The following is a 23,806-nucleotide window of genomic DNA, read 5'->3' on the forward strand; positions in this document are numbered from 1 at the left end:
AAGAAGTCAGCAATAGGACAAGGTTTCTCGAGCCGAGGCTTCCGGGCGGTGCAAATGCATTGCTGCGGCAGGTTCGTTGCGACCATTGCGTAGGCGGCAAGAGGGGCGTCCGCCGCGCATTCCATCCGGTTCGCTGGCTAAGGACGAAGATAGATACCACAACGGGAGGAGTTCAAATGACTTTCAATTTGCTTGGAAGGCCGGCGAGCCGGCGCGTCTTTTTGAAGGGGGCAGGGGCGGTTTCCGTCGCAGCGCTCACTGGTTTTCCCATGCCTGCCATCGCGCAGGCGCAGGATATCAACATCATTTCCGACGAGAACAACGCCGATGCGCTGGCGATCCTGCGCAAGACGGCGGAGGACTTCGGCAAGCAGGCCGGCGTCAAGGTCGTGGTCAACAATATGGACCACGAGGCGCACAAGACAGCGATCCGCAATTATCTGGTCGCCGGCGCGCCGGATATCTGCTTCTGGTTTTCGGGAAACCGCATGCGCGCCTTCGTCAAGCGCGGCCTGTTCGATGACATTTCCGATCTCTTCGAAAAAGAGAAGTATAAGGACGTCCTTGGCGCTGCGGCCGGTTCGGTCACGGTCGACGGCAAGCAGTACGGCCTGCCGACGGGCGGCACGCTCTGGGGCATGTTCTATCGCAAGGACGTCTTCGCCCAGCTCGGCACCACGGTACCGGCAAGTTGGGACGATTTCCTGGCCTACGGTGCCAAATGCAAGAGCGCCAATCTGACGCCGATTGCGATGGGCACCAAGGAATTGTGGCCGGCAGCCGGGTGGTTCGATCAGATGAACCTGCGCATAAACGGCCTCGACAAGCACATGGCGTTGATGAACGGCGAGATGAGCTATCTCGATCCGGCACTGAAGCCGGTGTTCGACATGTGGGAAACCCTGATCAAGCAGGATTTCTTCACGCCGAACAATACATCCTTCGGCTGGCAGGAGGCGGGTGCGCTTCTGTCGCAAAAGAAGGCGGGCATGATGAACCTCGGCGCCTTCGTCCGCTCCACTTTCCCGAAGGAAGAGCTCGATCAGCTCGCTTTCGCACCCTTCCCGACGATCGATCCGAAGATCGGCCGTTTCGAGGAGTTTTCGCTAAACTCGGTGCATATCCCGGCCAATGCGAAGAACAAGCAGGGCGCGCGCGAGTTCCTCGCCTATTTCTATCGGCCGGAAAACCTCGGCCCCTATCTCGAGCCCGGCGGCAACGTGCCGCCCCGCAATGACCTGCCGCCCAGCAAGGACCCGCTCGTCAACGCAGCCGTCGAAACGCTGAAGACGGTACAGGGGACCTCGCAATATTACGACCGCGACAGCGATCCCGACATGGCCCAGGCCGGCCTCGTCGGCTTCCAGGAGTTCATGGCAAAGCCCGAGCGGCGCGATGCGATCCTGAAGCGGCTCGAAGGTACGCGCAAGCGTATCTACAAGATCTGACCTTCCTCCCAGCGACCGGCAGGCGGAGCCGCTGCTCCGCCTGCCCATACCGAAAGAGGATGAGATGATGAGATTTTGGCGCCGCCATCGCTGGTGGCTCACCCCGACTTTGCTGATATTGCCCGCGGCCGTTCTCTTTTCGGTCGTGATCCTGTGGTCGGCGATAGAAAGCCTCTGGATCAGCCTGCACGAATGGGATGGCTTCAGCCCGATGATCTGGATCGGCTTCGGCAATTATGTCGAGCTGTTCAACGACCCGCAATTCTATGTCTCGTTGAAGAACAACGTCATCTGGCTGGTCATGTTCATGGCGGCGCCACCGCTCGGGTTGGCGATCGCCCTGTTGGTCAACCAGAAGATTCGCGGCATGCGGTTCATGAAGTCGCTTTTCTTCATTCCGTTGGTGCTCGCCTCGGTCGCCGTCGGCGTCGTCTTTACCTGGGTTTATACGCCGCAGCTCGGTTTGCTGGCGCTGGTCTTCGGCTTTTTCGGCGCGACCGCACCGGCGGTCCTGTCGGACGAGCATTTCGTCACTTTCGCGATCGTGATTGCAGCGCTCTGGCCGCAGATCGCCTTCTGCATGGTGCTCTATCTCGCGGGATTGAACAATCTCAGCGAGGAATTGATCGGCGCCGGCCGCGTCGATGGGGCGAGGGGCTTGAACATGCTGCGCCATATCGTCCTGCCGCAACTGACGCAGGTCACCTTCATCGCGATCGCCGTCACCGTCGTCGGTGCGCTGCGTTCGTTCGACATGGTTTCGGTCATGACGCAGGGCGGTCCCTTCGGCTCGTCCGAAGTGCTTGCCTACCAGATGTTCGAGCAATCGATCTTCTCTTATCGCTTCGGCTACGGCGCTGCGATCGCTTCGGTTCTGTTCGTGATCATGGCGGTATTCATCGTCTGGTATCTCACGCGCATTATTCGTATCGAAGAAAGAGGGGCCTGATGTATCCGCGCCCAATTGCCGAAGATGCCATCTGGCGGCGTCGCTTCTATTTCATTGCCGTGCTTGCTATCCTGATCCTCTGGCTCTGCCCGCTGTTTGCCATCATCCTGACGTCGTTTCGCTCGACGCAGGATGTCATGGGCGGCAATCTCTGGGGTTGGCCGACGCAGTTCGGGCTGGTGGAGAACTATACCTCCGTCTTCACCCAGACGCCGATGGCGCGCTATTTCCTCAACAGCCTGATGATTACCCTGCCGGCCGTCATCGGCGTGCTGACCTTAAGCACGCTCGCCGGCTTCGTGCTGGCGCGTTATCGCTTCCGTGGCAACATGCTGGTCTTTGCTTTGTTCGTTGGCGGCAATTTCCTGCCCTATCAGATCATGATGATCCCGGTGCGCGATCTGATGGTGCGCATCGGCCTCTACGACACGCCCGCAGCGCTAATCATCTTCCATATTGCCTTCCAGACGGGCTTTGCGACGCTGTTCATGCGCAATTTCATCGCCGCCTTGCCGGATGAGCTGTTTCAGGCGGCGAGAGCGGAGGGCGCGACACCTTTCCAGACACTGGTTCACGTCGTCGTGCCCCTGGTTCGCCCGGCGCTGGCAGCGCTTGCGATCCTGATCTTCACCTTCGTGTGGAACGACTATTTCTGGGCGGTGGTGCTGACCATCAGCGATACGGTAAAGCCGGTCACGGCCGGACTTGCCAACCTGCGCGGCGAATGGGTCTCCGCCTGGAACCTGATCTCCGCCGGCACCATCGTCGTCGCGGTGCCGCCGGTGGTCATGTTCTTCCTGATGCAGCGCCATTTCATTGCCGGGCTCACCATGGGCGCGGTGAAGGGATGAGTATTCCATCCGCCATATCCACCCTCAGTGCCAATCCTTTCCTTGCGAGCCCAGAAGCATGACCAGTCTCGAACTACGCCACATCAACAAGAATTACGGCGCCTATCATGCGCTGCGCGGTATCGATCTTTCCGTCGAACAGGGCGAATTCATCGTCATGGTCGGCCCCTCCGGCTGCGGCAAGTCCACGTTGCTGAAGTCGATCGCCGGGCTGGAGACGATCTCTTCCGGCCAAATCCTGATCAATGGCCGCGATGTCACCACGGCAGAGCCGGGCGAGCGCGGTATCGCCATGGTGTTCCAGTCCTATGCGCTCTATCCGCATATGACGGTTGCCGAGAATATGGGCTTCGGCCTGCGCATGGCCAAACGGCCGAAGGCGGAGATCGATGCGGCCGTGGCGCGCGCCGCCAAGATCCTCAGGATTACCGATCAGCTCGACAAGCGGCCGAAGCAGCTTTCCGGCGGACAACGCCAGCGCGTCGCGATCGGCCGCGCCATCACCCGCTCCCCAGAGGTTTTCCTGTTCGACGAGCCGCTGTCCAATCTCGATGCAGCCCTTCGCACGCAGATGCGCGTCGAATTGAGCAGCCTGCATGCCGAGCTTGGTGCGACCATGGTCTATGTCACGCATGACCAGATCGAGGCCATGACGATGGCGAGCCGGATCGTGGTGCTCAACCGCGGCATCATCGAGCAGGTAGGCTCGCCGTTGGAGCTCTATCGCAATCCGGAAAATCTCTTCGTGGCGGGCTTCCTCGGCGCGCCACGGATGAATTTCTTCACCGTGACCGTCGATCGGACCTCCGGACATAGAGTGACCGTCTCCGCGCCCGGCCTTGCGCCGGTTGCCGTCGATCTCGCGCCCGGTTGCGAGGTTCGGCAGGGAGAAAAGCTCACCCTCGGCATCCGGCCCGAGAACATCGCGATCGCCGAGGGACAATCCGCGGGCGCTCCGATTTCCGGTCAGGTCCGCCTTGTGGAGCACCTCGGGCGCGAGACCATTCTCTATGTCGATGCCGGCGAGCTGCAATGCATCGGCTCCGAAAGCGGCACCGGCAGCATCACCGTGCAGATCGGCCATGTCGCCGGCATCGCCAACGATGCGCCGATCGGCCTCAGCATCGATCCCAGGGAAATCTACCTTTTCTCCAGCCAGGACGAGCGAACCATCACCGTCCGCAAGCCAATTCTCGATAAATAATAGTTCAGGAGCCTGATACCGTGTCAGTGAGCAGCAGTAAGAACGACCTTTCCGTATGGCGGACCATCAAGACCGACAGGTTTCTGGTCGGTGCACCGCATTATCCGGAACATGTCGATGAGGGCTATTGGGAGCGGGACGCCAAGCGCATGGCCGAGGCCGGCTTCAATGTCGTGCGTCTCGGCGAATTTGCCTGGCATCTTTTCGAGCCGAAGCTCGGCACCTTCGATTTCGATCTCTTCGACCGCGCCATCGCGGTGCTGGCGCGCCACGGCATCGATACCATCATGTGCACGCCGACGGCAACGCCGCCGCGCTGGCTGACGGCTGCCCATCCCGAAATCCTTCGCGTCGACGGCAACGGCCGGACAATGAGCCACGGTTCGCGCCAGCATGCCGACACGGCGAGCCCGGTTTTCCGCGAGCATAGCAAGCGGATCACGAAGGCGATGGCCGAGCACTATCGCGCTCATCCCCATGTCATCGGCTGGCAGACCGACAACGAGCTCAACACCAGTATGCCGGAATCCTTCTCTGCGGCGACGCTTTCGGAGTTTCAGGTCTTTCTTGCGGAGAAGTACGGGACGATCGACAAGCTCAATTTCGCCTGGGGCGGCGATTTCTGGGCGACGGCCTATGACGATTTCAGCCAGGTCGTGCTTCCGATCGAATTCGGTCCCACCTTCCCAAGTCCCGGCCATGTACAGGACTATCATCGCTTCCTCGCTTTCGCGACGGCCCGTTTTCAGCACGATCAGGTGGAAATCCTGCGGGCCACCAAGTCAGAGTGGTTCATCTTCCACAATCTCGGCGGCCTTCGCGATATCGACTTTCGCGGGCAGTTTTCCAACGACCTCGATTTCGTCGGCTACGACATCTATCCGATGCTCTATGACGAATTCCAGCGCATCGGCAACCATGCCAAGGTGCAGGCACTCCACCTCGACGTCTGCCGCGGCTTCTCAGGGAACTACATCGTGCCCGAGCAGCAGTCCGGCTTCGGCAGCCAGCCGGGCTTCTGCACGCTGACGCCGGAGCCCGGTGAAATGCGGCGCATGGCCATGTCCTCAGTCGCGCGCGGTGCCGATGGCCTGATGTTCTTCCGCTGGCGTCCGGCGCATTTCGGCGCGGAAATCTACTGGATGGGCATCATCGATCATGATGATGTGCCGCGTCATCGCTACGACGAGGCAAAGCAATTTGCCACCGAGATGATGGCGTTGAAGGACAAGATCCTAGGCACCCATGTGCGCATGGATGTCGGCATCGCCGGCTCGGATTTCGACAATCAGGAGGCGCACAAGACCTATTCGATCGGATTGCCGAGCCCGCAGGACGATGCCGTCCAGCTGCACCAATATTGCTACGATCGCGGCATCGCCTGCGGCTTCATCCACCCCGACGACGATCTGTCGCGGCTGAAGCTGCTCTATGTGCCGCATTGGGTGATGTGGAAGGACGGCTGGACCGAGCGGCTTGAGGCCTTCGCCCGGGACGGCGGCACCGTCGTCATCGGCGCGCGGACCGGCACGCGTGATGAAAACAACCATGTCATCCGCGAGGCCGCGCCGGGCTCGTCGCTGACGCAGTTGACGGGCGTCACGGTCGAGGATTTCGGCCGCCTGGCCGCACCCGGCGCCAAAGGTCTTTTCGACGTCATGTCACGGTCGGGCGGGCTTGTCGTTCCACCTAGCCGCCCGGCGGAATCCCATCGTCGCGTTCGCCGCTTCACCTTCGGCAATCGCGAGATCGAGGCTGCCCATTTCTACGAGAACCTGACGGTGACGGACGACGTCGAGGTGATTGCGGCATGGTCGAACCGCTATGCCGAAGGCACGCCGATGGCAAGCCTGCGTCGGGTCGGCAAGGGCAGGGTCCTTTATCTCGGCACCTATCTGACATCAGAGCTGACGGATGCGCTGGCCGATCGAACCTTTGCGGAGGCGGGAATTGCGCCTCTTGTCGGCGATCTGCCCGAGGGCGTCGAAGTGACGATGCGCCAGAACGACGAGCGGCGCCTGCTTTTCCTGCAGAACTATCTCGATCGGCGCGCCGAACTGCGTGAGGTTCCGGCTGGCATCAATCTTCTTGACGATGGCAAGACGGTATCCGGCGCGCTGTCGCTCGACGCCTATGGCTGCGCCATCATAGAGCTTCGCTAGGTTCAACCTTGCGGCACCCGCTTCTTTGGGGCGGGTGCCGATAGTCGCGATGTTTCGAACCACTCGTGGCCACTCGCGTGCTTATTCTCACAGCCGCCCGTTGTCGCGACACAATCTCAAGAAAATCGTCACTTTCTCTAGACGGAGGGTGACAAAGCCGCGCGCGCTCCTATTCTCACAAACGGAACATGTCTCGCATTTCGGCGGCAGCCGATTTTTGATCTCGACTATTGGGAGGATATCATGACGCGCACGGTGATTATCGGCGCCACGGGCCATGTCGGCACCTATCTCGTGCCGCGGCTGGTCGAGGCCGGGCACGAGGTGGTGGCGATCAGCCGCGGACAGGCCAGGCCCTATTCGCCGAACAAGGCCTGGAACGAGGCCGAGACGCTGGTGATGGATCGCGCCGCCATGGAGAAGGATGGCAGCTTCGGTCCGGCCATCCGCGCATTGAAGCCGGATACCGTCATCGACATGATCTGCTTCACGCTCGATAGCGCAAGGCACCTGACGGAGACGCTTGTCGGTCATGTCGGCCATTTCCTGCATACGGGCACGATCTGGACGCATGGCTTTTCGACCGTCGTTCCGACCCCGGAGGAGGCGCCGAAGCGGCCGTTCGGCGATTATGGTATTCAGAAAGCAGCCATCGAGGCGCATTTGCTGGAGGAGGCGCGGCGCAGGGGATTTCCCGCGACCCTCATTCATCCCGGCCATATTGTCGGCCCGGGCTGGGCGCCCCTCAATCCGGCCGGGCATTTCAATCTGTCGGCATTCTCGACATTGGCGCGGGGTGAAGCGCTCGCGCTTCCGAATTTCGGCCTGGAGACGGTTCATCATGTCCATGCGGATGACGTCGCGCAGATGTTCATGGGCGCGATCGCCAATTGGCGCGTTTCGACCGGGGAGGCCTTTCATGCGGTTTCAGGCGGCGCGCTGACGCTGAGAGGCTACGCCGAGGCCATGTCGCGCTGGTTCGGGCATGAGCCGAAGCTGGAGTTCCTGCCCTATCAGCAATGGGCGGAAGGGCAGGCGCCGGAGGACGCGCAGGCGACCTGGGAGCATATTGCCCGAAGCCCGAATTGCTCGATTGCCAAGGCGGAGCGGCTGCTTGGTTACAGGCCTCGCTATACATCGCTGCAGGCCGTTCAGGAATCGGTCACCTGGCTGATGGAGACAGGCCGGATCGGCTGAAGGCTAGGGCGTTCAGGCTCATAACCTGAAGGCCGCAGCTTCAAATCCTGCCCCCGCAACCACCGACGCCGTTCGCTCTGGAAAGCCTACCTACGCCGCGTTGCGAGCACCGACGTTTCGGTTTCAAACTGCTCTTATTCAACCGCGCTCGAAGGCGCGACCGGTGCGAACGCTTGTGCGTTTTGCTGCACGAACTCTCCAACGCTCATCGGTGGCACGCCGGTCAGCCGTTCGACATCAGCACTGAACCGGTCGTACCGGTTATCCTGATGAAGCTGCGCCATCGTCGCGACGTGCAAGACGACATGGGGCGGCATCCCGAAGGCGGCGAGTTGCCCTTTCATAACCTCCAGCGGGACGTCGACGTAGGAGATCATGCGGCCAAGCGCGGCCGAGAATTCGCGTGCGATCGCGTTCATGTCCTGCGAAACAGGGCCGGTCAGATGGTACGTCTTGCCGATGTGCCCGGTGGGATCACTGAGGATCTCGGCGATCACCCGAGCAACGTCGGCTGCGGCGATCGCCGAGTTCTTGCCCTTTCCGAAGGGCGCCATGATCTTGTCCTGGCTGGCGATGGCTTTGGCGGCCTGAAGGAATAGACCCTCCATAAATGCTGTTGGTCGAACTTCCACCACCGGCAACCCGGACCAAGATAGTATCTGCTCCGCCAGCCAATGCTGCTTCTGTTGCGGGCTCGCAGTCGTGGTGAAGATATCCATCTCTTTGACTGTCATCTGGGAGAGATTGACGAACGCCTTCACGCCATGGTGCTTGGCAACGACTGCGACGTTGGCGGCGGCTTCGAGATAGCTCGGTGAGACCGACATCGCGAAGCAGAGACGTTCGCAACCCTGGATCGCCCGATGTACCGCCGTAAGGTCGAGCAGATCGCCAACGATGACGTCGGCGCCCAGATCCCGCAGCACGGCGGCTCGCTCGTCGTCCACCCGCACCTGCGCCCGTACCCGGAACCCACGAGCAAGAAGTAACTCCGTGACCATACGCCCCACGGAGCCAATCCGGCCAGCCGCGCCGGTCACGAGGATAGGAAGTTCATACTTTACCTCGTTCATCTTCCACCTCGCTCAGAATGAATATGCACGTTCACGCCGCGACACCTGTCGTCGCAGATCGATTAGCAACTCCTTTTACCCCCCGTCATCCTTTGAGGAAGGTCAATAGGTCAGCGTTCACTTGGTCAGCGTGGGTGACGCACATGCCATGCGGAGCGCCGGCATATTCCTTCAGGCTCGCGTTTGGCAGGATCTTCACCGAACGCCGAGAGGCAATGTCAATGGGCACAATCTGATCATCATCGCCCTGCAGGAGCAGGGTTGGGATCGTCATCTTCTTGAGATCATCCGTGAAATCGGTCTCGGAGAAGGCCTTGATGCAGTCATACTCGCCTTGGAGGCTCCCCATCATGCCCTGAAGCCAGAAGGAGTCGATCTGGCCCTGCGAAACCTTTGCGTTGGGACGGTTGTAGCCGAAGAACGGCATCGCCAGTTCCTTGAAGAACCCCGCCCGATCGACAACCAGGCTCGAGCGCAGGCCATCGAAAACATTCATCGGCGCGCTGTTGGGATTGGTGGGCGTCTGCACCATGTGTGGAGGCACAGCGGAAATCAAAACCGCTTTCGATACACGGGACGTGCCATGGCGACCGATGTAGCGCGCGACTTCACCCCCGCCGGTCGAATGGCCGATCATCGTTGCACCCTTGACGTCGAGCATATCGAGGAGCGTTGCAAGATCGTCGGCGTAGGTATCCATGTCGTTGCCGGTCCACGTCTGGTCTGATCGACCATGGCTGCGGCGATCATAGGCGATGACCCGATAGCCGTGGCTCGCCAGGAACAACATCTGGGCGTCCCAGGCATCTGCGGTGAGCGGCCAGCCATGGGAGAAGGTCACGACCGGACCGGTGCCCCAGTCCTTGAAGTAGATTTTCGCGCCGTCTTTCATTGTCGCGGTTGTCACGAGCTTTGATCCTTTGTGAGCAGGTTGATGGGCTGGCGGCTTGGCGACCTTCGTCGCGTCCGCAAGCGCCGCTTTCGGGAGGCTGAGCGCGGCGACGAGACCGCCGCCAGCGAGACGGCGATGCCGGCGTGATGTCATGAGATTGCTGGCAGTACCGGGCGCGACCCGATTTCTTCTAGCCGATCGGCCTGGTGGAGGGCTTCCGGCGCTGGATGCGCGTTGCGCTCATGGACATGGGACTTCGGCGTACGGTCGATCAGGAGGCTGAGCAGTTCGGGGCGGCTGCAGTGACCGCGCGAGTCCATCAGGCGCTTGAGCTTGTCGATGGCCCAGAAATCGAGATCGGCGATGACCTCGCCTTCGCCCGAGCGCAGCGGCGCGCCGATCAATGCGCCCTCTGGAGAGACGATCGCCGTGAAGCCGCCGCTGGAGATCAGCTCGATGCAGCAGCCGGTGTCCTTCATGATCTGGGCTTGCTGCTCTGCGTCCAGCCAGGCGGTCGCACAGACCACGAAACACCCGGCCTCCAGCGCGTGCTGGCGGATATTGACCGAGATTTGTTCGGAGAAGCCGTCGCCGGCGAATGAACCTGGATACATGGCCGAGTGGATCTGTTCGCCATCGGCCATCAAGGCGTAGCGGGCGAGCGGGTTGTAGTGCTCCCAGCAGGCCAGTTGACCGATGCGTCCCACGGCGCTGTCAACACAGCGCAGTCCCGAGCCATCGCCCTGACCCCAGACCATGCGCTCATGATAGGTTGGGGAAATCTTGCGGCGGTGCTGGATGAGCGTGCCGTCGGCATCGAACAGGAGCTGCGCGTTATAGATCGTGCCGCCATCGCGCTCGTTGACGCCGATCGACACGACCACGCCGGCCTGCCTGGCAGCCTCGGCGATGGCGCGGGTAGCATCCGACGGTACGGTCACCGCCTGGTCGAGCAATTTGTAGTGCTCCGCGCCCGTCTGGTAAGGCGCTTCGACGAAGGAAAAATAGGGGTAGTAGGGAACGACGGTTTCCGGGAAGGTCGCGAACTGGACGCCTTGCCGCCCAAGCTCGAGGATCTTCTCGACGACCTTGCCGACAGTACCCTCGCGACTATAGAGAACGGGGCTGAGCTGCGCGGCGGCGGCTTTGATAATTGGCATCGTGGCGCGTCCTTATCAGCGGGTTATTGATGTTGTCGTTGCTCCGCCGCGACATGGCTCCGCCGGGACCCGAAGTGCGCTTCGAGATCGGTTAGCCATGGAGTAATCCGAAGTCGACGAAAGCGGTCGCGATGGAGCCTGGAGCACTGCCAAGCTCCCAACGAGGTCCGCGGATCACATCACGAGCGAGGCGGCTCACCGATGAGCATGGCGAGCGGGGCGAGCGGCCCGAGAGCGATCAGCTCGAATTCCATCATGCCGGCCACGCCCAGAGGAAGTTTTTCCAGGAGTTCGTGCGCCCCTGCGGTGCTGGTGGCGTTCACGATAAAGACGACGCCATAGCCCTCGGTCTGAAAGAACCACTGCTCGATCTTGCCGGCGAGATGATTGCGAACCGTTGCGCGGACCTCGTGCGGCAGGACTGGCGCGATTGCCTCGGGCGTACCCTTGGCTGTGACCGAGCCGATCGCCAGGATCTTGGTCGTCGGACCGACGACGCCGGCAAGCGCGGGCAGTATCTCGGCATGAACGCGCGGGTTCTTATTGTCAGGCATTTTGCTGTTTCCTTTTGCTAAATGGGTGTGGGGAACCGCGAATTACTTCGCGGGCTCGGTCAAAAGCACACGCAGCGGGGCGATCGGGCCGAGAGGAATGATCTGGAATTCCATCAGCCCAGCCTGGCCAAAATGAAACTTGCCCAGTAGCTCCAAAGCCTCTTTCGGGTCGGTGACGTTCATCATGAACACGACGCCGCTCTGATCCTGCTTGAGGTACCACTGGTCGATTTTCCCAGCGAGATAGAGCCGGACCGTATCGCGCACTTCGGCGGGAAGGAGTGGCTTCCACTGTTCCGGCGTGCCTTTGGCTGTGAAGGTGCCGATCGCCAGCAGTTTAGTGGTCGGCACGTCAAGGCCCGATGATGGTGGCGCCGCCTGAGCGAACGAAGCGGTCGGGCTGATCACCGCCAGTACCGTGACGAGGCCAACGGCGCGAGCGAGCTTGGTCAAGCGGCGTACGCGAACGGTGAGCTTGTCGAGCGCGCGCGGGCTCATGACAGCATCGCCTTCGCTACTTGCGCGGGCTCATCGGCCTGCAGCCAATGGCCCGCCGGTATGACGGTGAGGGACGCATTTTTGAGCTGAGATTGACGCCGCTCGGCCATGGCGACGGGGAAGTAGGGGTCGTATTGTCCCCAGATCAGCTTGATCGAAATATCGAGCGTCTTGAGCGCGGTCAGATGCTTGGCGTTTCGGGCGCGTTCATCGAAAAATTCCGCCGCCAACTGCACAAAGGCAGGACCAGCGCCGGGTTGGGCGATGAAGTTGTCGCTGATCAGCGGACCGATGAACGCGCTGAAATGCGGCTTTTGCGCCTCGGGCAGGGGATCCAGGAATTTCTTCTGCTGCCATTTCAGCAGCCAGCCAAACTGTTCGGGGCTCTGGGCGATCGCGATGGCCAGGGACTGCATGCTTCGGGTCGCAAAGAGCGTGATCATTTCGGGCCAAAGAACCGTGGCGTCTTCGCTATAGGCCGAATTGAGCATGATCGCGGAGTCGACGCCTTTCGGATGGACGAGCGCGTAGTTGAGCGTCGCCATCCCGGAGGAATCGTGAGCCACCGGAACGATCTTTCCCAGGCCCAGCGCCCCGACGACTGCTTCAAGGTCGCCCAGTTGCTGCTTAAAGCTATAGACAGCGCCGGCGGGCTTGTCCGAGGCGCCGAAGCCCAGGAAATCGAACGTCACGACGCGCCGGCCGCTGGCGACCAAATGCGGAACCAGATCGTCCCAGATGTGTAGATTGTCGGGGAAGCCGTGCATCAGCACGAAGGCTGGGCCAGTGCCCGCATAATCTCGGGCATAGAGGCTTCCGTCACCTTGCGGAATGCGATGCTCGGAGAACTCACCGGGATCAGAAGACATGCATCATCCTATCTTCCCCATGGAAGCGCTGAGGTCGGCGCGTGTTTGTCGGCCATGCTGCGAGAGGATCCGCCTCTGGCGAATTCTTCGAAAATTCGTATCTGCGAGTATTGGCCAGGGCGGCCACAGGACTCGAGTTGATGACGACCGAGAACGTTCTTCTCAGCCGCAGCCCAGGGAATGCGCGATAACTGAGCCAGGCCGGTCATGGCGGTTTGTTGTTTGTACTCTACCGCCTCTCGGGTTTCCGGCGTAGGTCGTTCTTGCCACCATTCGTGACATCGGTCGGTCCGGGCGTGCGTAGCTTGCCCCGTGCCGACATCGAGCGGCTATTTCGGAACTAAGCTCGTGGATGGCATTAATTTAGGGTAGTGTATGAATTCCAGACGCGAGGAGTAGATATGCATCGGGTTGGGTTCATTGTGCCGCAGAAATTTCAGTTGATGAGCCTTGCGGCGCTGACGGCGTTCGAGATCGTGAACCTGCCCCCGGCCGACCAGCGCTACGATATCCATTTGCTGTCAGAACATGGCGGTCCTGTTCGGTCGTCCTCAGGAATGATGCTGGAAACCGAGGCGTTCGGAGATCCCGCCTTCGACACTGTCATCGTGGGTTCTATCACCGAGATGGACATGCCTCGCTCCAATGCGACCATGATCGCGTTCGTGCAGGAAGCCGCCAAGGCGTCGCGGCGGATCGCCTCGATCTGTAGCGGCGCGTTTGTGCTGGCTGAAGCAGGCCTTCTGGATGGTCGACGTGCGACGATGCACTGGGCCCACGCGGCGAGCTTCAGAGTTCGATTTCCGAACGTCAGGGCCGAGGAGGACCGGATCTTCATCAATGACGGCCCAGTCTGGACGTCGGCGGGAATGACCGCAGGGATCGATCTGGTTCTGGCGTTGATCGATAATGATCTTGGTCCCGAAGCTGCAAAAATGGTCGCCAGGCTTCTGGTCATGAACCAGCGTCGGATGGGCGGACAAAAACAGCACTCCGCGCTCCTTGATATGACGCCGAAGTCCGACCGCATCGAATTGGTCCTAGCGCACATCCGTCAAAATCTGCGGAACCCGCTCACGATCGAAGAGCTCGCAGCCGTCGCCAACCTGAGTCCCCGCCAGTTCAGTCGCGCCTTTCTGGCCGAAATCGGCCAGTCACCGGCAAAGGCCGTGGAGCGACTTCGGCTGGAGGCGGCCAGGTTTATGATTGAAGAGGGGCGGCACACGGTTAACGTCGTGGCGCAGGAGACGGGCTTTGCGGATCGCGAACGCATGCGCCGTGCGTTCCTACGAACCTTTGGCGTGCCTGCGGACGTATTGCGCAGGAGCGCTCGCCGCGAGGTGGTCGCGGCTGCCTGACTTTGGTTCTAGCCACGGTCCTTTGTCAGGATCGGCATCCGTGAAGCGCATTTTCTTCCAGGCTGCGCTGCTGGCAACCCCGTTAAGCCGCGAGCTTGGGAATTGACCGCTCGACCAATCGCAAGAATCGGGTGTTGCGTGCCCCCGCAAACATCTCAAATTTGCGGTGCCAAATCGCGCACATCAGCCGCCCTAACCGGACGGCTTTTTGTGTCCGCAAGTTCTGATGGTTGCGCCCTCCCGCAAACGCCCCTTGATTGGCGGTAGACTGAATGCGATCACCGTACGCTGCCCTTTGAACCGCGTTCATCTTTGCGAGCGCTTCCGGCTTCTTCGCGCGCAAACCTGGGTTGCCTGGCAGACGTCCTTTTGCCTTCGCCGCTTTGATGCCAGCGTTGGTTCGTTCCGAAATGAGCGCGCGCTCAAGCTGCGCGACCGCGCCAAGTACCTGGAGCGAAAACATGCCCTGCGGCGTCGCGGTGTCGATTGGACCTCGCACCGATCGAAAATGTGCTCCTTTGGCGGCCAGATCGTCAATTATTTCGAGAAGATGACTGACCGAACGTGCCAGGCGATCGAGACGAAACACGACGAGAGTATCGCCGGCGCTAATCTCACGAAGCAATTTGGAAAGGGTAGGGTGCGCTCGCGAAGCACCGGAGCCGTGCTCATGGACGACGATATCGCATCCGGCCGAGCGCATTCAATCTCCTGCGCCACCGTCGCCTGCTCGTCCGTTGAGACGCGCGCATAGCCGATCAGGCTGCCTTTAGGTTCTCTCATATCAGCAGTGCTTGGCTCGTGGCACGATGCGATATGTCGCCGCGATCGACACTTTGGAGAAACATGTCGATGAAATCGCAAAATATCGACATATCAACTACGAACTCGTTTCGACCTCTCAAGCCAGTTTGGAAGTTTCAACCTCCAAATGCGCCATAAGACTCAGGCGGGATTTAGGATTAGGCGAGTATCCGTAGACCGTGCTTTTGGACAATGGTTAGGAGCTTGAGCGCCATGCCACTCGGCCGCTTGGCGCCGGTCTCCCATTTTTCCACCGTGCTTTCGCTCGTATTGAGATAGCGGGCGAATACGGGTTGGCTGACATTGTTGGCTTCGCGGAGCTGTTTGATCTGAGCAGGCTCGATCTCTGCTGGAACGGCCAGGTGACGAGCATCGAAATCGCGCATCGTCGCCTTGTCGAGCGCGCCGACCTTGTGGAGCATAGCCGCGGACGAGTGGATCGCCTCAGAAATATCGCTCTTGAACCTATTTTTTGTTGCCATGGTAAATCTCCGTAAGATCTTTTTCCGCAAGGAGCTGCACGATCTGCTCATCATCGAGTGCGGCATAACTTTTTGCGAGCGTTCGGAAGTCCTCCAGTTCATTGTCCTCGATGTTGGCGCGATCTTTCTTTGCGAACAGATATTCGTAAATCCAGTGGCGCCCACCTTTTGCGAGAATAATGCTCCGGTGCCTGTTCTTATTCAGGCGCTTCTTGAAAACTCCGCCGCCCAAGTCGTCGGCTTGACCCTTCATCACTTCTTGAATCGCTTCACAAAGCTCGCTGTCTGATATGCGCGCTTTACGCGCCGCCTTGGAAAACCAGGCGGTTTTGAATGTCCGCATGGTTTCATCCTTATCGGTCATGCGGGAGATGTAGCACTGAGTGCTATCGAAATCAAGACGTGCGGAAATGCGATCTCTGCGGAAAATACGGAAACTGCCCAATGGGACAACCTGAGAGAACCGTTTTCCAAATGCAGAAGATCCGGCATCGTGCGGATGTAATTTGGCCGGCAGAATCGTGCGGAAAACCGCTTGGCCACTCCCACGTTAGGGTGCCTTTTGCTTGCGACCTGAGCGAAGGCCCGGTGATTTCGCGCTCTTGGGATCAATTTCCGCGAACAGTTCGGAAACATTTACGGACAAAACTTTCGCCAAAGCCTCAAGGGTCGCCACGGTAACGTTTTCCGTGCCTCTTTCAACACGCCCAACATAAGATCGGTCGATTTCAGCCTCGAACGCCAGCCGCTCCTGTGACAGGCCTTTAGCAACCCGAAGTCGCTTTAGATTCCAACCTATGGTCTGCCGAACATCCATTACGCAAAAATGCATATTAACGGCTTGACAATCGACGGACTGATAGTCCCTTATTAATCGCATTCGGCTGTGAGTGCAGGAGCTCTTGAATGCGCGAATGCTGTTAATGAATGACAAGGGTATCGAGACATGTTGGTCAAGCTCCCGGTTGACGACAAGAAGGCATAGCAAGAGAGATTGTCCAGTTACACGACGATCAACACTCCATGAGGAAACGGACATGAGCACGACCTACGTCGTTATCGAGGACTGGGATATCCTAACCGAAGCTGAGGCGATCGAGGCGGCAATCGGCCGACATGGCGAAGATGGAACCACGTCCGTTGCCTATTGTGCGCTTGAGAGTTGGGGCGATCGTGGCGATCCAGAATACCAATTTTGGTTTGCGCTGTTTCTCAAACTAACCGAGCGAGAGCATGTTGGCTGGGCTTAGAGATCGGGACGCCAGCTGCCATTCTTGTTCGCCGGACATTTTGTGGACGTCGCACATCAACACAGTTTACCTATGCAGCTGATTTATTCTTTTGTATCTTCGAGCCGATCACGCCGATTTATTAAGATAGTCAGCGACAAACGCATCATCACATGCGCGCGAACCGCATCCGGATCGCTGCCTTCCGGCGCAAAGACCCGTCGCCCATCTGCCAGTTCAACGACAAAATTAGACTCGGCATCAAACGCCCTTAAGCCAGGAATCCATGCCCTTGGCCGCCGCACGCCCGGTCGCAAAGCAGGCTGTCAGGAGGTAGCCTCCCGTCGGCGCTTCCCAATCGATCATCTCGCCGGCAACGAACATGCCGGGGAGCTTTTTCAGCATGTATCCCTTGTCGATCCCATCCCATCGGATGCCGCCGGCCGACGAAATGGCCTCTGCGATCGGCCTTGGTCTCAGCAGTGGAATCGGCAGGGCCTTGATCAGGTGTGCAAGTCTTTCCGGATGAGAGAGTGCCGCCGGATCGGCAAGCTCGCGCAGCAGGCCCGCCTTGACGTCTTCGATGCCGGCGCCCTTGCGCAGCCGGTTGGTGAAACTGGCTTTGGGATCCTGTCGTGCCAGATCACGCGCCAGGCGCTCCTCGTTTCGGCCGGGTGCCAGATCGACAATGAGCGATGCGTCACCCTTTCTTGTCAAACGATCGCGTAGCGAGGCGGCATGCGCATAGACGAGGCTGCCCTCGATCCCGGTTTTCGAAATGACGAATTCGCCGGGGACGGTTCCGGCCTCCGATATCGCCGTGACGGCCTTGAGGGGTTCGCCGGCAAAGCGTTCGCTGAACGGCGCGCTCCAGGTCACGTCGAAACCGCAATTGGCCGGCTGGAAGGCGGCGATATCGATTCCCTTGTCGCGAAGCCAGCTCACCCACGCCGTGTCCGAACCCAGCCGGGCATAGCTTGCACCGCCGAGCGCCAGCAGAACGGCGTCATGCCGGACAGCCTCTCGTCCCCGCGGCGTCTCGAACAGCAGGCAGTCATTCTCGAAACCGCACCAGCGATGCCGCATCAGGATGCTGACGCCTCGCGCCTCCAACCTCGCTAGCCAGGCGCGCAGGAGCGGGGATGCCTTCATGACTTTCGGGAAGACCCGCCCGGAAGAGCCGACGAAGGTTTCCGTTCCCAATCCTTCAGCCCAGGCCCTGACGTCATTGGGGCCGAATTCATCAAGTGCGGCTCGCAATCGGACGGAAGCTGCGCCGAAGCGGTCGGCAAAAAGATGATAATCTTCCGAATGGGTGATGTTGAGACCGGATTTCCCCGCCAGCAGAAACTTGCGCGCGACCGTCGGCATGCTGTCGTAGACGGTGATACGATGACCGAGCAGGGATAAGGTCTCCGCCGCCATCAGCCCCGCCGGTCCGCCGCCTATGATTGCGATTTGCTTTTCAGTCATGGTCGTCCGTTGCCGCTTGCCTATTGCTCTCTAGGGCCGGACCGGGTCCGAAAGCAAGTTCGTTGCGGCCTTCCTGCCTATTTCGGGCGCCGATCCGGCCGGCTCCGGCGAAAGCGCGAACCTAGCGTTTTCGGGCGGCTTTTGCCGCCAAAACCACATTTAAATCGATATAACCATATGGTTACTATGGCCCTCGATTCGCCAGGGACTGTCAACTTATGCAATGATCGGTTACTTATCGGCGTGAGGAAAGGCCGCATAAGCCCTATGAAATGCCGCCGGGAGCCATGATGTCGGAAGCCAAAACCGTGAAGCGCAGCACAAAGAGCGCAGACCTTGCGAATGCAGAAAAAACGATCGCGCGCGCAGCTCCGGAACGGCCTCGCCTCAGGGATGCGGAACGCACCAGTAAGGCGATCCTCGCAGCCGCAACCAAGGAATTTGCCGAGCGCGGCTATGGCGGCGCGCGCGTCGATGCCATTGCCGAGCGCGCCAAGATCAACAAACGGATGCTTTATCATTATTTCGGCGGCAAGGATGCGCTCTACGTCGCCGTTCTGGAGGGCAGCTATATCGCCATCCGCTCGGCGGAGGCGCGGCTCGATCTCACGCATCGTTCGCCCGAGGACGGCATGCGGGACCTCGTCGTCTTCACCTGGCAGTATTTTCTGGATCATCCCGAATTCCTCGGGATTCTCAGCACGGAAAACATGCACAAGGCGCGCTTCCTGAAGCGCTCGGCGCGCATTTTCGAGTTGCATTCCCCGCTCGTCGCCGAAATCTCCGGCTTGCTCGACCGAGGTGCCGCAGTCGGCGTCTTCCGTAGCGATTGCGATCCGGTGAAAATCTATATGAGCATTGCGGCACTCGGCTCGTTCTTCCTGACGAACCGCTGGACGCTCTCGACGATCTTCCGCCGCAACCTCTCCGAAAAGGCCGAAATCGATGCGTGGGGCGAGCATATCGTCGACGTCATTTTCGCCTATCTGCGTCCCTAGCGCCGGATGATTTCAGGCCGAACCGACCTAAAAACTGAATCTGCGCTGGAATCAAACAGGTAGAACACGCTGTCGTCCGAAAACCGCTTATACTTTTCGGCATCGTGCTCTAAGCGCTCCATCTCGACAAGCTCGATCGTCATAGATCCCGGTTGCCGCAGCCATTGAGGATGGCCGTTGACAGCGTTGCTTCCTCATGCCAGTTATGTAACCATATAGTTATTTACGGGAGGAAGAACTCATGGCAACGAAGCCGATTGGCATCATCATGCACGGCATTACCGGCCGCATGGGCTATAACCAGCATCTCGTACGCTCCATCCTGGCGATCCGCGAACAGGGCGGCGTCCTGCTGTCGAACGGCGACCGGCTGATGCCCGAGCCGGTGCTCGTCGGCCGCAATGCCGAAAAGATCGAGGCCGTTGCCCGCAAGCACGGTCTGTCGAAGACCACGACCGATCTCGATGCCGCTCTTGCCGATCCCAATAATACGATCTTCTTCGATGCGGGTTCGACGCAGATGCGCGTCGAGCTTATCGAGAAGGCGATTGCCGCCGGCAAACATGTCTACTGCGAAAAGCCGATCTCCGAGACGCTCGAGGAGGCGTTGTCGGTCGCTGCTTCGGCAGAGCGGCGCGGTGTCAAGAACGGCGTCGTCCAGGACAAGCTGTTCCTGCCGGGCCTGCGCAAGATCGCCATGCTGCGCGACAGCGGCTTCTTCGGCAAGATTTTGTCGGTGCGCGGTGAATTCGGCTATTGGGTCTTCGAGGGCGATTGGGGCGTCAAGGCGCAGCGTCCGTCCTGGAACTACCGTAGACAAGACGGCGGCGGCATGATCCTCGATATGCTGCCGCATTGGCGCTATGTGCTCGACAATCTGTTCGGCGAGGTGAAGTCCGTCAGCTGCCTTGGCGCGACGCATATTCCGAGCCGCGTCGACGAGAACGGCAACACCTATGCCGCCGATGCCGACGATGCTGCCTATGCCACTTTCGAGCTCGAAGGCGGCGTCATCGCCCATATCAACTCCTCCTGGGCGGTCCGCGTCCGGCGTGACGATCTCGTCACCTTCCAGGTCGACGGCACGCATGGCTCCGCCGTCTGCGGCCTGATGCGCTGCTGGACGCAGCATCGCGTCAACACGCCAAAGCCGGTCTGGAATCCCGATCAGCCGCAGACGATCGATTTCTTCGACACCTGGGACGAAGTGCCGGACACGCAGGCCTTCGACAATGGCTTTAAGGTGCAATGGGAGGATTTCCTGCGCCACGTCGCCGAGGACGCGCCGTGGAAATTCACGCTTCGCGAAGGCGCCAAAGGCGTGCAACTGGCGGAGCTTGCGCAAAAGAGCTGGGCGGAGCGTCGTTGGATCGACGTGCCCTCGCTTTCGGCCCGCTAGGAGGCTGGTCTGATGACGAAAAGCCTTCGCTTGCCGATGGCGGACGGCACCATCGCCGCCTTCACTCCCGCCAACGAGCCTCTGATTGCGCCTGTGAAGCCCGCAGGCGGTCATCATTTCAATCGCGTCGCCTATGCGGCCGCGCATGTCGTGGTCGACGCGCTTGCCGACAACGATCCCTGGCTCGACCGAAACATCGATTGGGAACGCACCATCGCCTTCCGCGAATATCTCTGGGGTCTCGGCCTCGGCGTGGCGGAAGCGATGGATACCGCGCAGCGCGGCATGGGCCTGGACTGGGCCGGCGCGAAAGAGCTGATTGCGCACGCGCAGTCGGCCGCTCGCGGGCGGCCGGATGCGGTGATCGCCTATGGCGCCGGCACCGATCACCTGCAGCCCGGCCCCGATATCATGCTCGATGATGTCATTCGCGCCTACGAGGAGCAGATTGCCTATGTCGAAGGGCAGGGGGGCCGCGTCATTCTGATGGCGAGCCGGGCGCTCGCCGCAGCCGCCAAGAGCCCGGACGATTATATAAGGGTCTACGACCGCATCCTCGGGCAGGTCAAGGAGCCCGTCATCATCCATTGGCTCGGCTCGATGTTCGATCCGGCGCTTTCGGGCTATTGGGGATCGGCCGACGATATGCAGGCGATGGAGACGGCGGTCGCGATCATCAACCAGAATGCGGCCAAGGTCGATGGCGTGAAGATTTCGCTGCTTTCGGCCGAAAAGGAAATCGGCATGCGCCGGCGGCTGGATCCATCGGTCAAGATGTATACCGGCGACGACTTCAATTATGCCGAGCTCATCGCCGGTGACGAACAAGGCTATTCGCATGCGTTGCTCGGCATCTTCGATGCCGTTGCGCCGGCCGCGAGCGCGGCCCTTGCAAAGCTTGCCCAGAACGACCTCGACGCCTTTCATGCGATCCTGGCGCCGACCGTTCCGCTATCGCGCCATATCTTCAAGGCGCCGACGCGCTTCTACAAGACCGGCGTCGTCTTCCTCGCTTATCTCAACGGCTTCCAGGATCATTTCCAGATGCTCGGGGGACAGCAGAGCGCCCGTTCGATCCAGCATCTCTCGGAGCTGTTCCGCCTGGCGGATACGGCGCGGGTGCTGCGCGATCCGGATCTGGCCGTCTACCGGATGAAGGCGATCCTTGCCACGGCCGGCATCGACTAGAGGATCGGGGAGGATCATCATGGCCGTAGAGGGTCTGTCCATCAATCTGGCGACGGTGCGCCAGCAATATGACATGCGCCAGGCGGTCGACGCCTGCCTGAAGCAGGATATCGTCGCCATCGCGCCCTGGCGCGATCAGGTGCACAAGATCGGGCTTTCGGAAGCCGCCCGCATCGTTGCCGACAACGGGCTCAAGGTCACCGGCCTTTGCCGCGGCGGCATGTTTCCGGCCGGCGATGCCGAGGGCCGGGCGGCGGCGATCGACGACAACAAGCGCGCGATCGACGAAGCGGCGGCACTGAATGCCGATTGCCTTGTTCTTGTCGTCGGTGGATTGCCGGAGGGATCGAAGGATATCGTCCACGCCCGCGAGATGGTGGCGGACGGCATTGCCGCGATCCTGCCGCATGCCCGCAGTGCCGGGATTCCGCTGGCGATCGAGCCCCTGCACCCGATGTATGCGGCCGATCGCGCCTGCGTGAACACGCTGGAGCAGGCGCTCGATATCTGCGATCTGCTGGGCGATGGCATCGGTGTCGCCATCGATGTCTATCATGTCTGGTGGGACCCGAAACTCTATGAGCAAATCGCGCGCGCTGGCGCCGACGGCCGTATCCTGGCGCATCATATCTGCGATTGGCTGGTGCCGACCACGGACCTGCTGCTCGATCGCGGCATGATGGGTGACGGCGTCATCGACCTGAAACGCATCCGCGCCGAGATCGAAAAGGCGGGCTTTTTCGGCCTGCAGGAAGTCGAGATCTTCTCTGAGAATAATTGGTGGAAGCGGCCCGGCGAAGAGGTTCTTTCCACCTGCATCGAGCGTTTCCGCACCGTTTGTTGGCGGCCATAAAAAAACCGGGCCAGCAAGTGGCCCGGCGATATTTCGAAGCTTTGATATAACGGCTTATTCGGCCGAAACGATCTTGCCGCCTTTCCACTTGTAGAGCGAGAAGCTCTGCGAGGTCAGGTCGCCGGTTTCGCCATAAGTGACCTTGCCGATGGCGGTGTCGATGGCCTCGCCCTTCTTCAGCGCAGCGCCGACGGCTTCGGCATCATCTGCCTTGCCAGCCTTCTCGATGCCGGCCTTCAGCACTTCCACGGCGGCATAGGCGTTGAGCGTGAAGGCTTCGGCCGGAATGTTGCGTGCCTTCAGGGCGGCAACGGCGCTCTGCGAAGCCGGGTTCTTCAGGGCGTCGGACGCATTGGTGAAGAGCGTGCCGGCGGCGGAATCGTTGGCGATCGCCCAATATTCGGTGTTGGACAGGCCGTCGCCGCCGATGATCTGAGCCTTGACGGCGATGTCGTGCAACTGGCGGGCCAGCAGACCGGCTTCAGGATGGTAGCCGCCGAAGTAGATCACCTCGACACCTGCCTGCTTCAGCTTCGTCGTCAGGGCGCTGTAATCCTTTTCGCCAGGGGTCAGCGAATCGTTGACGGTTTCGGTAACGCCACCCTTGTTGAGGGTCGCCTTGAAGGCGTCCGCCAGGCCCTTGCCGTAGGCGCCCTTGTCGTTGAGGATGGCGATCTTCTTGTCCTTGAAGTTCTTCACCACATATTCGGCCGCAACGGTCGCCTGCTGGTCGTCACGACCGCAGGTGCGCAGAATGTTGGTCAGGCCGCGATTGGTCAGGTTCGGAGCCGTCGCGGTCGGCGTGACCATGAGGATACCGTTTTCCGAGAGCGCGTCCGAAACCGGGATGGCAACGCCCGATGTGACCGGGCCGACGACGAAGCGGATGCTTTCGCCGACGAAGCCGTTGGCGACGGAGACGCCCTGCTTCGGATCGCCGGCGTCGTCGCCGAGCTTCAGAACGAGCTTCTGGCCGAGAACGCCGCCGCTCTTGTTGATTTCGTCGACGGCGGTCTGCGCGCCATTCTTGACCTGTTCGCCATAGGCCGCGACCGGGCCGGTCAGCGGCGCGATGAGGCCGATGGTGATGTCCGCATGCGCGAGAGGTGCGAAGGCCAGCGAAGCGACGAAGGTCGCGGCCGTCAATGTCTTCAGACTCATTTTA

General features: G+C 60.4%; 23 protein-coding genes and 1 pseudogene. 12 read left to right on the forward strand and 12 right to left on the reverse strand.

Annotated elements, in window-relative coordinates:
* Positions 1-176 precede the first annotated feature (176 nt).
* From CCGE531_RS20640 to CCGE531_RS20665, 6 genes are all read left to right on the forward strand, one after another.
* Positions 177-1,448 (forward strand): ABC transporter substrate-binding protein, encoded by a 1,272-nt coding sequence (locus CCGE531_RS20640; protein ID WP_120667348.1) that lies wholly within the window; start codon positions 177-179, stop codon positions 1,446-1,448.
* Between the two features lie 64 nt (positions 1,449-1,512).
* Positions 1,513-2,397: a sugar ABC transporter permease gene (locus CCGE531_RS20645; protein WP_120667350.1), complete on the forward strand. Its 885-nt coding sequence runs from the start codon at positions 1,513-1,515 to the stop codon at positions 2,395-2,397.
* Entirely contained in the window at positions 2,397-3,248 is an 852-nt protein-coding gene (locus CCGE531_RS20650; protein ID WP_120667352.1) for a carbohydrate ABC transporter permease, read from the forward strand. The genes CCGE531_RS20645 and CCGE531_RS20650 overlap by 1 nt, the downstream gene beginning before the upstream one ends.
* Positions 3,249-3,306: 58 nt before the next feature.
* Entirely contained in the window at positions 3,307-4,452 is a 1,146-nt protein-coding gene (locus CCGE531_RS20655; protein WP_120667354.1) for an ABC transporter ATP-binding protein, read from the forward strand.
* Between the two features lie 20 nt (positions 4,453-4,472).
* Positions 4,473-6,614 carry a beta-galactosidase gene (locus CCGE531_RS20660; protein ID WP_245459337.1) on the forward strand — a complete coding sequence of 714 codons (2,142 nt, stop codon included), beginning with the start codon at positions 4,473-4,475 and terminating at the stop codon, positions 6,612-6,614.
* Positions 6,615-6,857: 243 nt separating this feature from the next.
* Entirely contained in the window at positions 6,858-7,811 is a 954-nt protein-coding gene (locus CCGE531_RS20665) for an NAD(P)-dependent oxidoreductase (protein WP_120667358.1), read from the forward strand.
* A 134-nt stretch (positions 7,812-7,945) separates the two neighbouring features.
* On the opposite strand, the gene CCGE531_RS20670 is transcribed toward CCGE531_RS20665, so the two are convergent.
* From CCGE531_RS20670 to CCGE531_RS20695, 6 genes are all read right to left on the reverse strand, one after another.
* Positions 7,946-8,884 (reverse strand): NAD(P)H-binding protein, encoded by a 939-nt coding sequence (locus CCGE531_RS20670; RefSeq protein ID WP_120667360.1) that lies wholly within the window; start codon positions 8,882-8,884, stop codon positions 7,946-7,948.
* 85 nt (positions 8,885-8,969) lie between these two features.
* A complete protein-coding gene (locus CCGE531_RS20675; protein ID WP_120669248.1) occupies positions 8,970-9,791 on the reverse strand; it encodes an alpha/beta hydrolase in 822 nt (273 codons plus the stop codon).
* A 134-nt stretch (positions 9,792-9,925) separates the two neighbouring features.
* A complete protein-coding gene (locus CCGE531_RS20680; protein WP_120667362.1) occupies positions 9,926-10,936 on the reverse strand; it encodes a nitrilase-related carbon-nitrogen hydrolase in 1,011 nt (336 codons plus the stop codon).
* Positions 10,937-11,115: 179 nt separating this feature from the next.
* A complete protein-coding gene (locus CCGE531_RS20685) occupies positions 11,116-11,490 on the reverse strand; it encodes a hypothetical protein (RefSeq protein ID WP_120667364.1) in 375 nt (124 codons plus the stop codon).
* 42 nt (positions 11,491-11,532) lie between these two features.
* Positions 11,533-11,988 carry a hypothetical protein gene (locus tag CCGE531_RS20690; protein WP_120667366.1) on the reverse strand — a complete coding sequence of 152 codons (456 nt, stop codon included), beginning with the start codon at positions 11,986-11,988 and terminating at the stop codon, positions 11,533-11,535.
* Entirely contained in the window at positions 11,985-12,857 is an 873-nt protein-coding gene (locus CCGE531_RS20695; protein ID WP_120667367.1) for an alpha/beta hydrolase, read from the reverse strand. The genes CCGE531_RS20690 and CCGE531_RS20695 overlap by 4 nt, the downstream gene beginning before the upstream one ends.
* 401 nt (positions 12,858-13,258) lie before the next feature.
* On the opposite strand from CCGE531_RS20695, the gene CCGE531_RS20700 reads away from it, so the two are divergent.
* Positions 13,259-14,215: a GlxA family transcriptional regulator gene (locus CCGE531_RS20700; RefSeq protein ID WP_120667369.1), complete on the forward strand. Its 957-nt coding sequence runs from the start codon at positions 13,259-13,261 to the stop codon at positions 14,213-14,215.
* A 253-nt stretch (positions 14,216-14,468) separates the two neighbouring features.
* Here CCGE531_RS20700 and CCGE531_RS20705 read toward each other — a convergent pair.
* From CCGE531_RS20705 to CCGE531_RS20720, 4 genes and pseudogenes are all read right to left on the reverse strand, one after another.
* Positions 14,469-14,998 (reverse strand): annotated as a pseudogene (locus tag CCGE531_RS20705) (recombinase family protein); the annotation flags it as partial.
* Between the two features lie 179 nt (positions 14,999-15,177).
* Complete coding sequence (locus tag CCGE531_RS20710) at positions 15,178-15,501, reverse strand: DNA-binding transcriptional regulator (protein WP_120667371.1); 324 nt, start codon at positions 15,499-15,501, stop codon at positions 15,178-15,180.
* Entirely contained in the window at positions 15,485-15,865 is a 381-nt protein-coding gene (locus tag CCGE531_RS20715) for a type II toxin-antitoxin system RelE/ParE family toxin (protein WP_120669250.1), read from the reverse strand. Before CCGE531_RS20715 ends, CCGE531_RS20710 begins: the two co-directional genes overlap by 17 nt.
* Before the next feature lie 186 nt (positions 15,866-16,051).
* Positions 16,052-16,318: a helix-turn-helix transcriptional regulator gene (locus tag CCGE531_RS20720; RefSeq protein ID WP_120669252.1), complete on the reverse strand. Its 267-nt coding sequence runs from the start codon at positions 16,316-16,318 to the stop codon at positions 16,052-16,054.
* 241 nt (positions 16,319-16,559) lie between these two features.
* On the opposite strand from CCGE531_RS20720, the gene CCGE531_RS20725 reads away from it, so the two are divergent.
* On the forward strand, positions 16,560-16,751 hold the full coding sequence (locus tag CCGE531_RS20725) for a hypothetical protein (protein ID WP_120669254.1): 192 nt from the start codon (positions 16,560-16,562) through the stop codon (positions 16,749-16,751).
* A 240-nt stretch (positions 16,752-16,991) separates the two neighbouring features.
* Here the strand turns inward: CCGE531_RS20725 and CCGE531_RS20730 are convergent, their stop codons facing one another.
* Complete coding sequence (locus tag CCGE531_RS20730; RefSeq protein WP_120667373.1) at positions 16,992-18,203, reverse strand: TIGR03862 family flavoprotein; 1,212 nt, start codon at positions 18,201-18,203, stop codon at positions 16,992-16,994.
* 290 nt (positions 18,204-18,493) lie between these two features.
* Between CCGE531_RS20730 and CCGE531_RS20735 the strand changes: the two genes are divergently transcribed.
* The 4 genes from CCGE531_RS20735 (at position 18,494) to CCGE531_RS20750 (ending at position 22,641) form a co-directional block, all read left to right on the forward strand.
* A complete protein-coding gene (locus CCGE531_RS20735) occupies positions 18,494-19,201 on the forward strand; it encodes a TetR/AcrR family transcriptional regulator (RefSeq protein ID WP_120669256.1) in 708 nt (235 codons plus the stop codon).
* A 241-nt stretch (positions 19,202-19,442) separates the two neighbouring features.
* Entirely contained in the window at positions 19,443-20,600 is a 1,158-nt protein-coding gene (locus tag CCGE531_RS20740) for a Gfo/Idh/MocA family oxidoreductase (RefSeq protein WP_120667375.1), read from the forward strand.
* 12 nt (positions 20,601-20,612) lie between these two features.
* Positions 20,613-21,788 (forward strand): dihydrodipicolinate synthase family protein, encoded by a 1,176-nt coding sequence (locus CCGE531_RS20745; protein ID WP_120667377.1) that lies wholly within the window; start codon positions 20,613-20,615, stop codon positions 21,786-21,788.
* A gap of 19 nt (positions 21,789-21,807) precedes the next feature.
* Complete coding sequence (locus CCGE531_RS20750; RefSeq protein ID WP_120667379.1) at positions 21,808-22,641, forward strand: sugar phosphate isomerase/epimerase family protein; 834 nt, start codon at positions 21,808-21,810, stop codon at positions 22,639-22,641.
* A 54-nt stretch (positions 22,642-22,695) separates the two neighbouring features.
* On the opposite strand, the gene CCGE531_RS20755 is transcribed toward CCGE531_RS20750, so the two are convergent.
* Entirely contained in the window at positions 22,696-23,802 is a 1,107-nt protein-coding gene (locus CCGE531_RS20755; RefSeq protein ID WP_120667381.1) for a branched-chain amino acid ABC transporter substrate-binding protein, read from the reverse strand.
* Between the last annotated feature and the right edge of the window lie 4 nt (positions 23,803-23,806).

The sequence above is a fragment of the Rhizobium sp. CCGE531 genome, assembly GCF_003627795.1.
Lineage (GTDB): Bacteria > Pseudomonadota > Alphaproteobacteria > Rhizobiales > Rhizobiaceae > Rhizobium.

Coding starts and splice junctions, on each gene's coding strand:
- CCGE531_RS20640 (WP_120667348.1), top strand. CDS start 177: ATGACTTTCAATTTGCTTGGAAGGCCGGCGAGCCGGCGCGTCTTTTTG.
- CCGE531_RS20645 (WP_120667350.1), top strand. CDS start 1,513: ATGATGAGATTTTGGCGCCGCCATCGCTGGTGGCTCACCCCGACTTTG.
- CCGE531_RS20650 (WP_120667352.1), top strand. CDS start 2,397: ATGTATCCGCGCCCAATTGCCGAAGATGCCATCTGGCGGCGTCGCTTC.
- CCGE531_RS20655 (WP_120667354.1), top strand. CDS start 3,307: ATGACCAGTCTCGAACTACGCCACATCAACAAGAATTACGGCGCCTAT.
- CCGE531_RS20665 (WP_120667358.1), top strand. CDS start 6,858: ATGACGCGCACGGTGATTATCGGCGCCACGGGCCATGTCGGCACCTAT.
- CCGE531_RS20670 (WP_120667360.1), bottom strand. CDS start 8,884: ATGAACGAGGTAAAGTATGAACTTCCTATCCTCGTGACCGGCGCGGCT.
- CCGE531_RS20680 (WP_120667362.1), bottom strand. CDS start 10,936: ATGCCAATTATCAAAGCCGCCGCCGCGCAGCTCAGCCCCGTTCTCTAT.
- CCGE531_RS20685 (WP_120667364.1), bottom strand. CDS start 11,490: ATGCCTGACAATAAGAACCCGCGCGTTCATGCCGAGATACTGCCCGCG.
- CCGE531_RS20690 (WP_120667366.1), bottom strand. CDS start 11,988: ATGAGCCCGCGCGCGCTCGACAAGCTCACCGTTCGCGTACGCCGCTTG.
- CCGE531_RS20695 (WP_120667367.1), bottom strand. CDS start 12,857: ATGTCTTCTGATCCCGGTGAGTTCTCCGAGCATCGCATTCCGCAAGGT.
- CCGE531_RS20700 (WP_120667369.1), top strand. CDS start 13,259: ATGCATCGGGTTGGGTTCATTGTGCCGCAGAAATTTCAGTTGATGAGC.
- CCGE531_RS20710 (WP_120667371.1), bottom strand. CDS start 15,501: ATGGCAACAAAAAATAGGTTCAAGAGCGATATTTCTGAGGCGATCCAC.
- CCGE531_RS20715 (WP_120669250.1), bottom strand. CDS start 15,865: ATGACCGATAAGGATGAAACCATGCGGACATTCAAAACCGCCTGGTTT.
- CCGE531_RS20720 (WP_120669252.1), bottom strand. CDS start 16,318: ATGGATGTTCGGCAGACCATAGGTTGGAATCTAAAGCGACTTCGGGTT.
- CCGE531_RS20730 (WP_120667373.1), bottom strand. CDS start 18,203: ATGACTGAAAAGCAAATCGCAATCATAGGCGGCGGACCGGCGGGGCTG.
- CCGE531_RS20735 (WP_120669256.1), top strand. CDS start 18,494: ATGTCGGAAGCCAAAACCGTGAAGCGCAGCACAAAGAGCGCAGACCTT.
- CCGE531_RS20740 (WP_120667375.1), top strand. CDS start 19,443: ATGGCAACGAAGCCGATTGGCATCATCATGCACGGCATTACCGGCCGC.
- CCGE531_RS20745 (WP_120667377.1), top strand. CDS start 20,613: ATGACGAAAAGCCTTCGCTTGCCGATGGCGGACGGCACCATCGCCGCC.
- CCGE531_RS20750 (WP_120667379.1), top strand. CDS start 21,808: ATGGCCGTAGAGGGTCTGTCCATCAATCTGGCGACGGTGCGCCAGCAA.
- CCGE531_RS20755 (WP_120667381.1), bottom strand. CDS start 23,802: ATGAGTCTGAAGACATTGACGGCCGCGACCTTCGTCGCTTCGCTGGCC.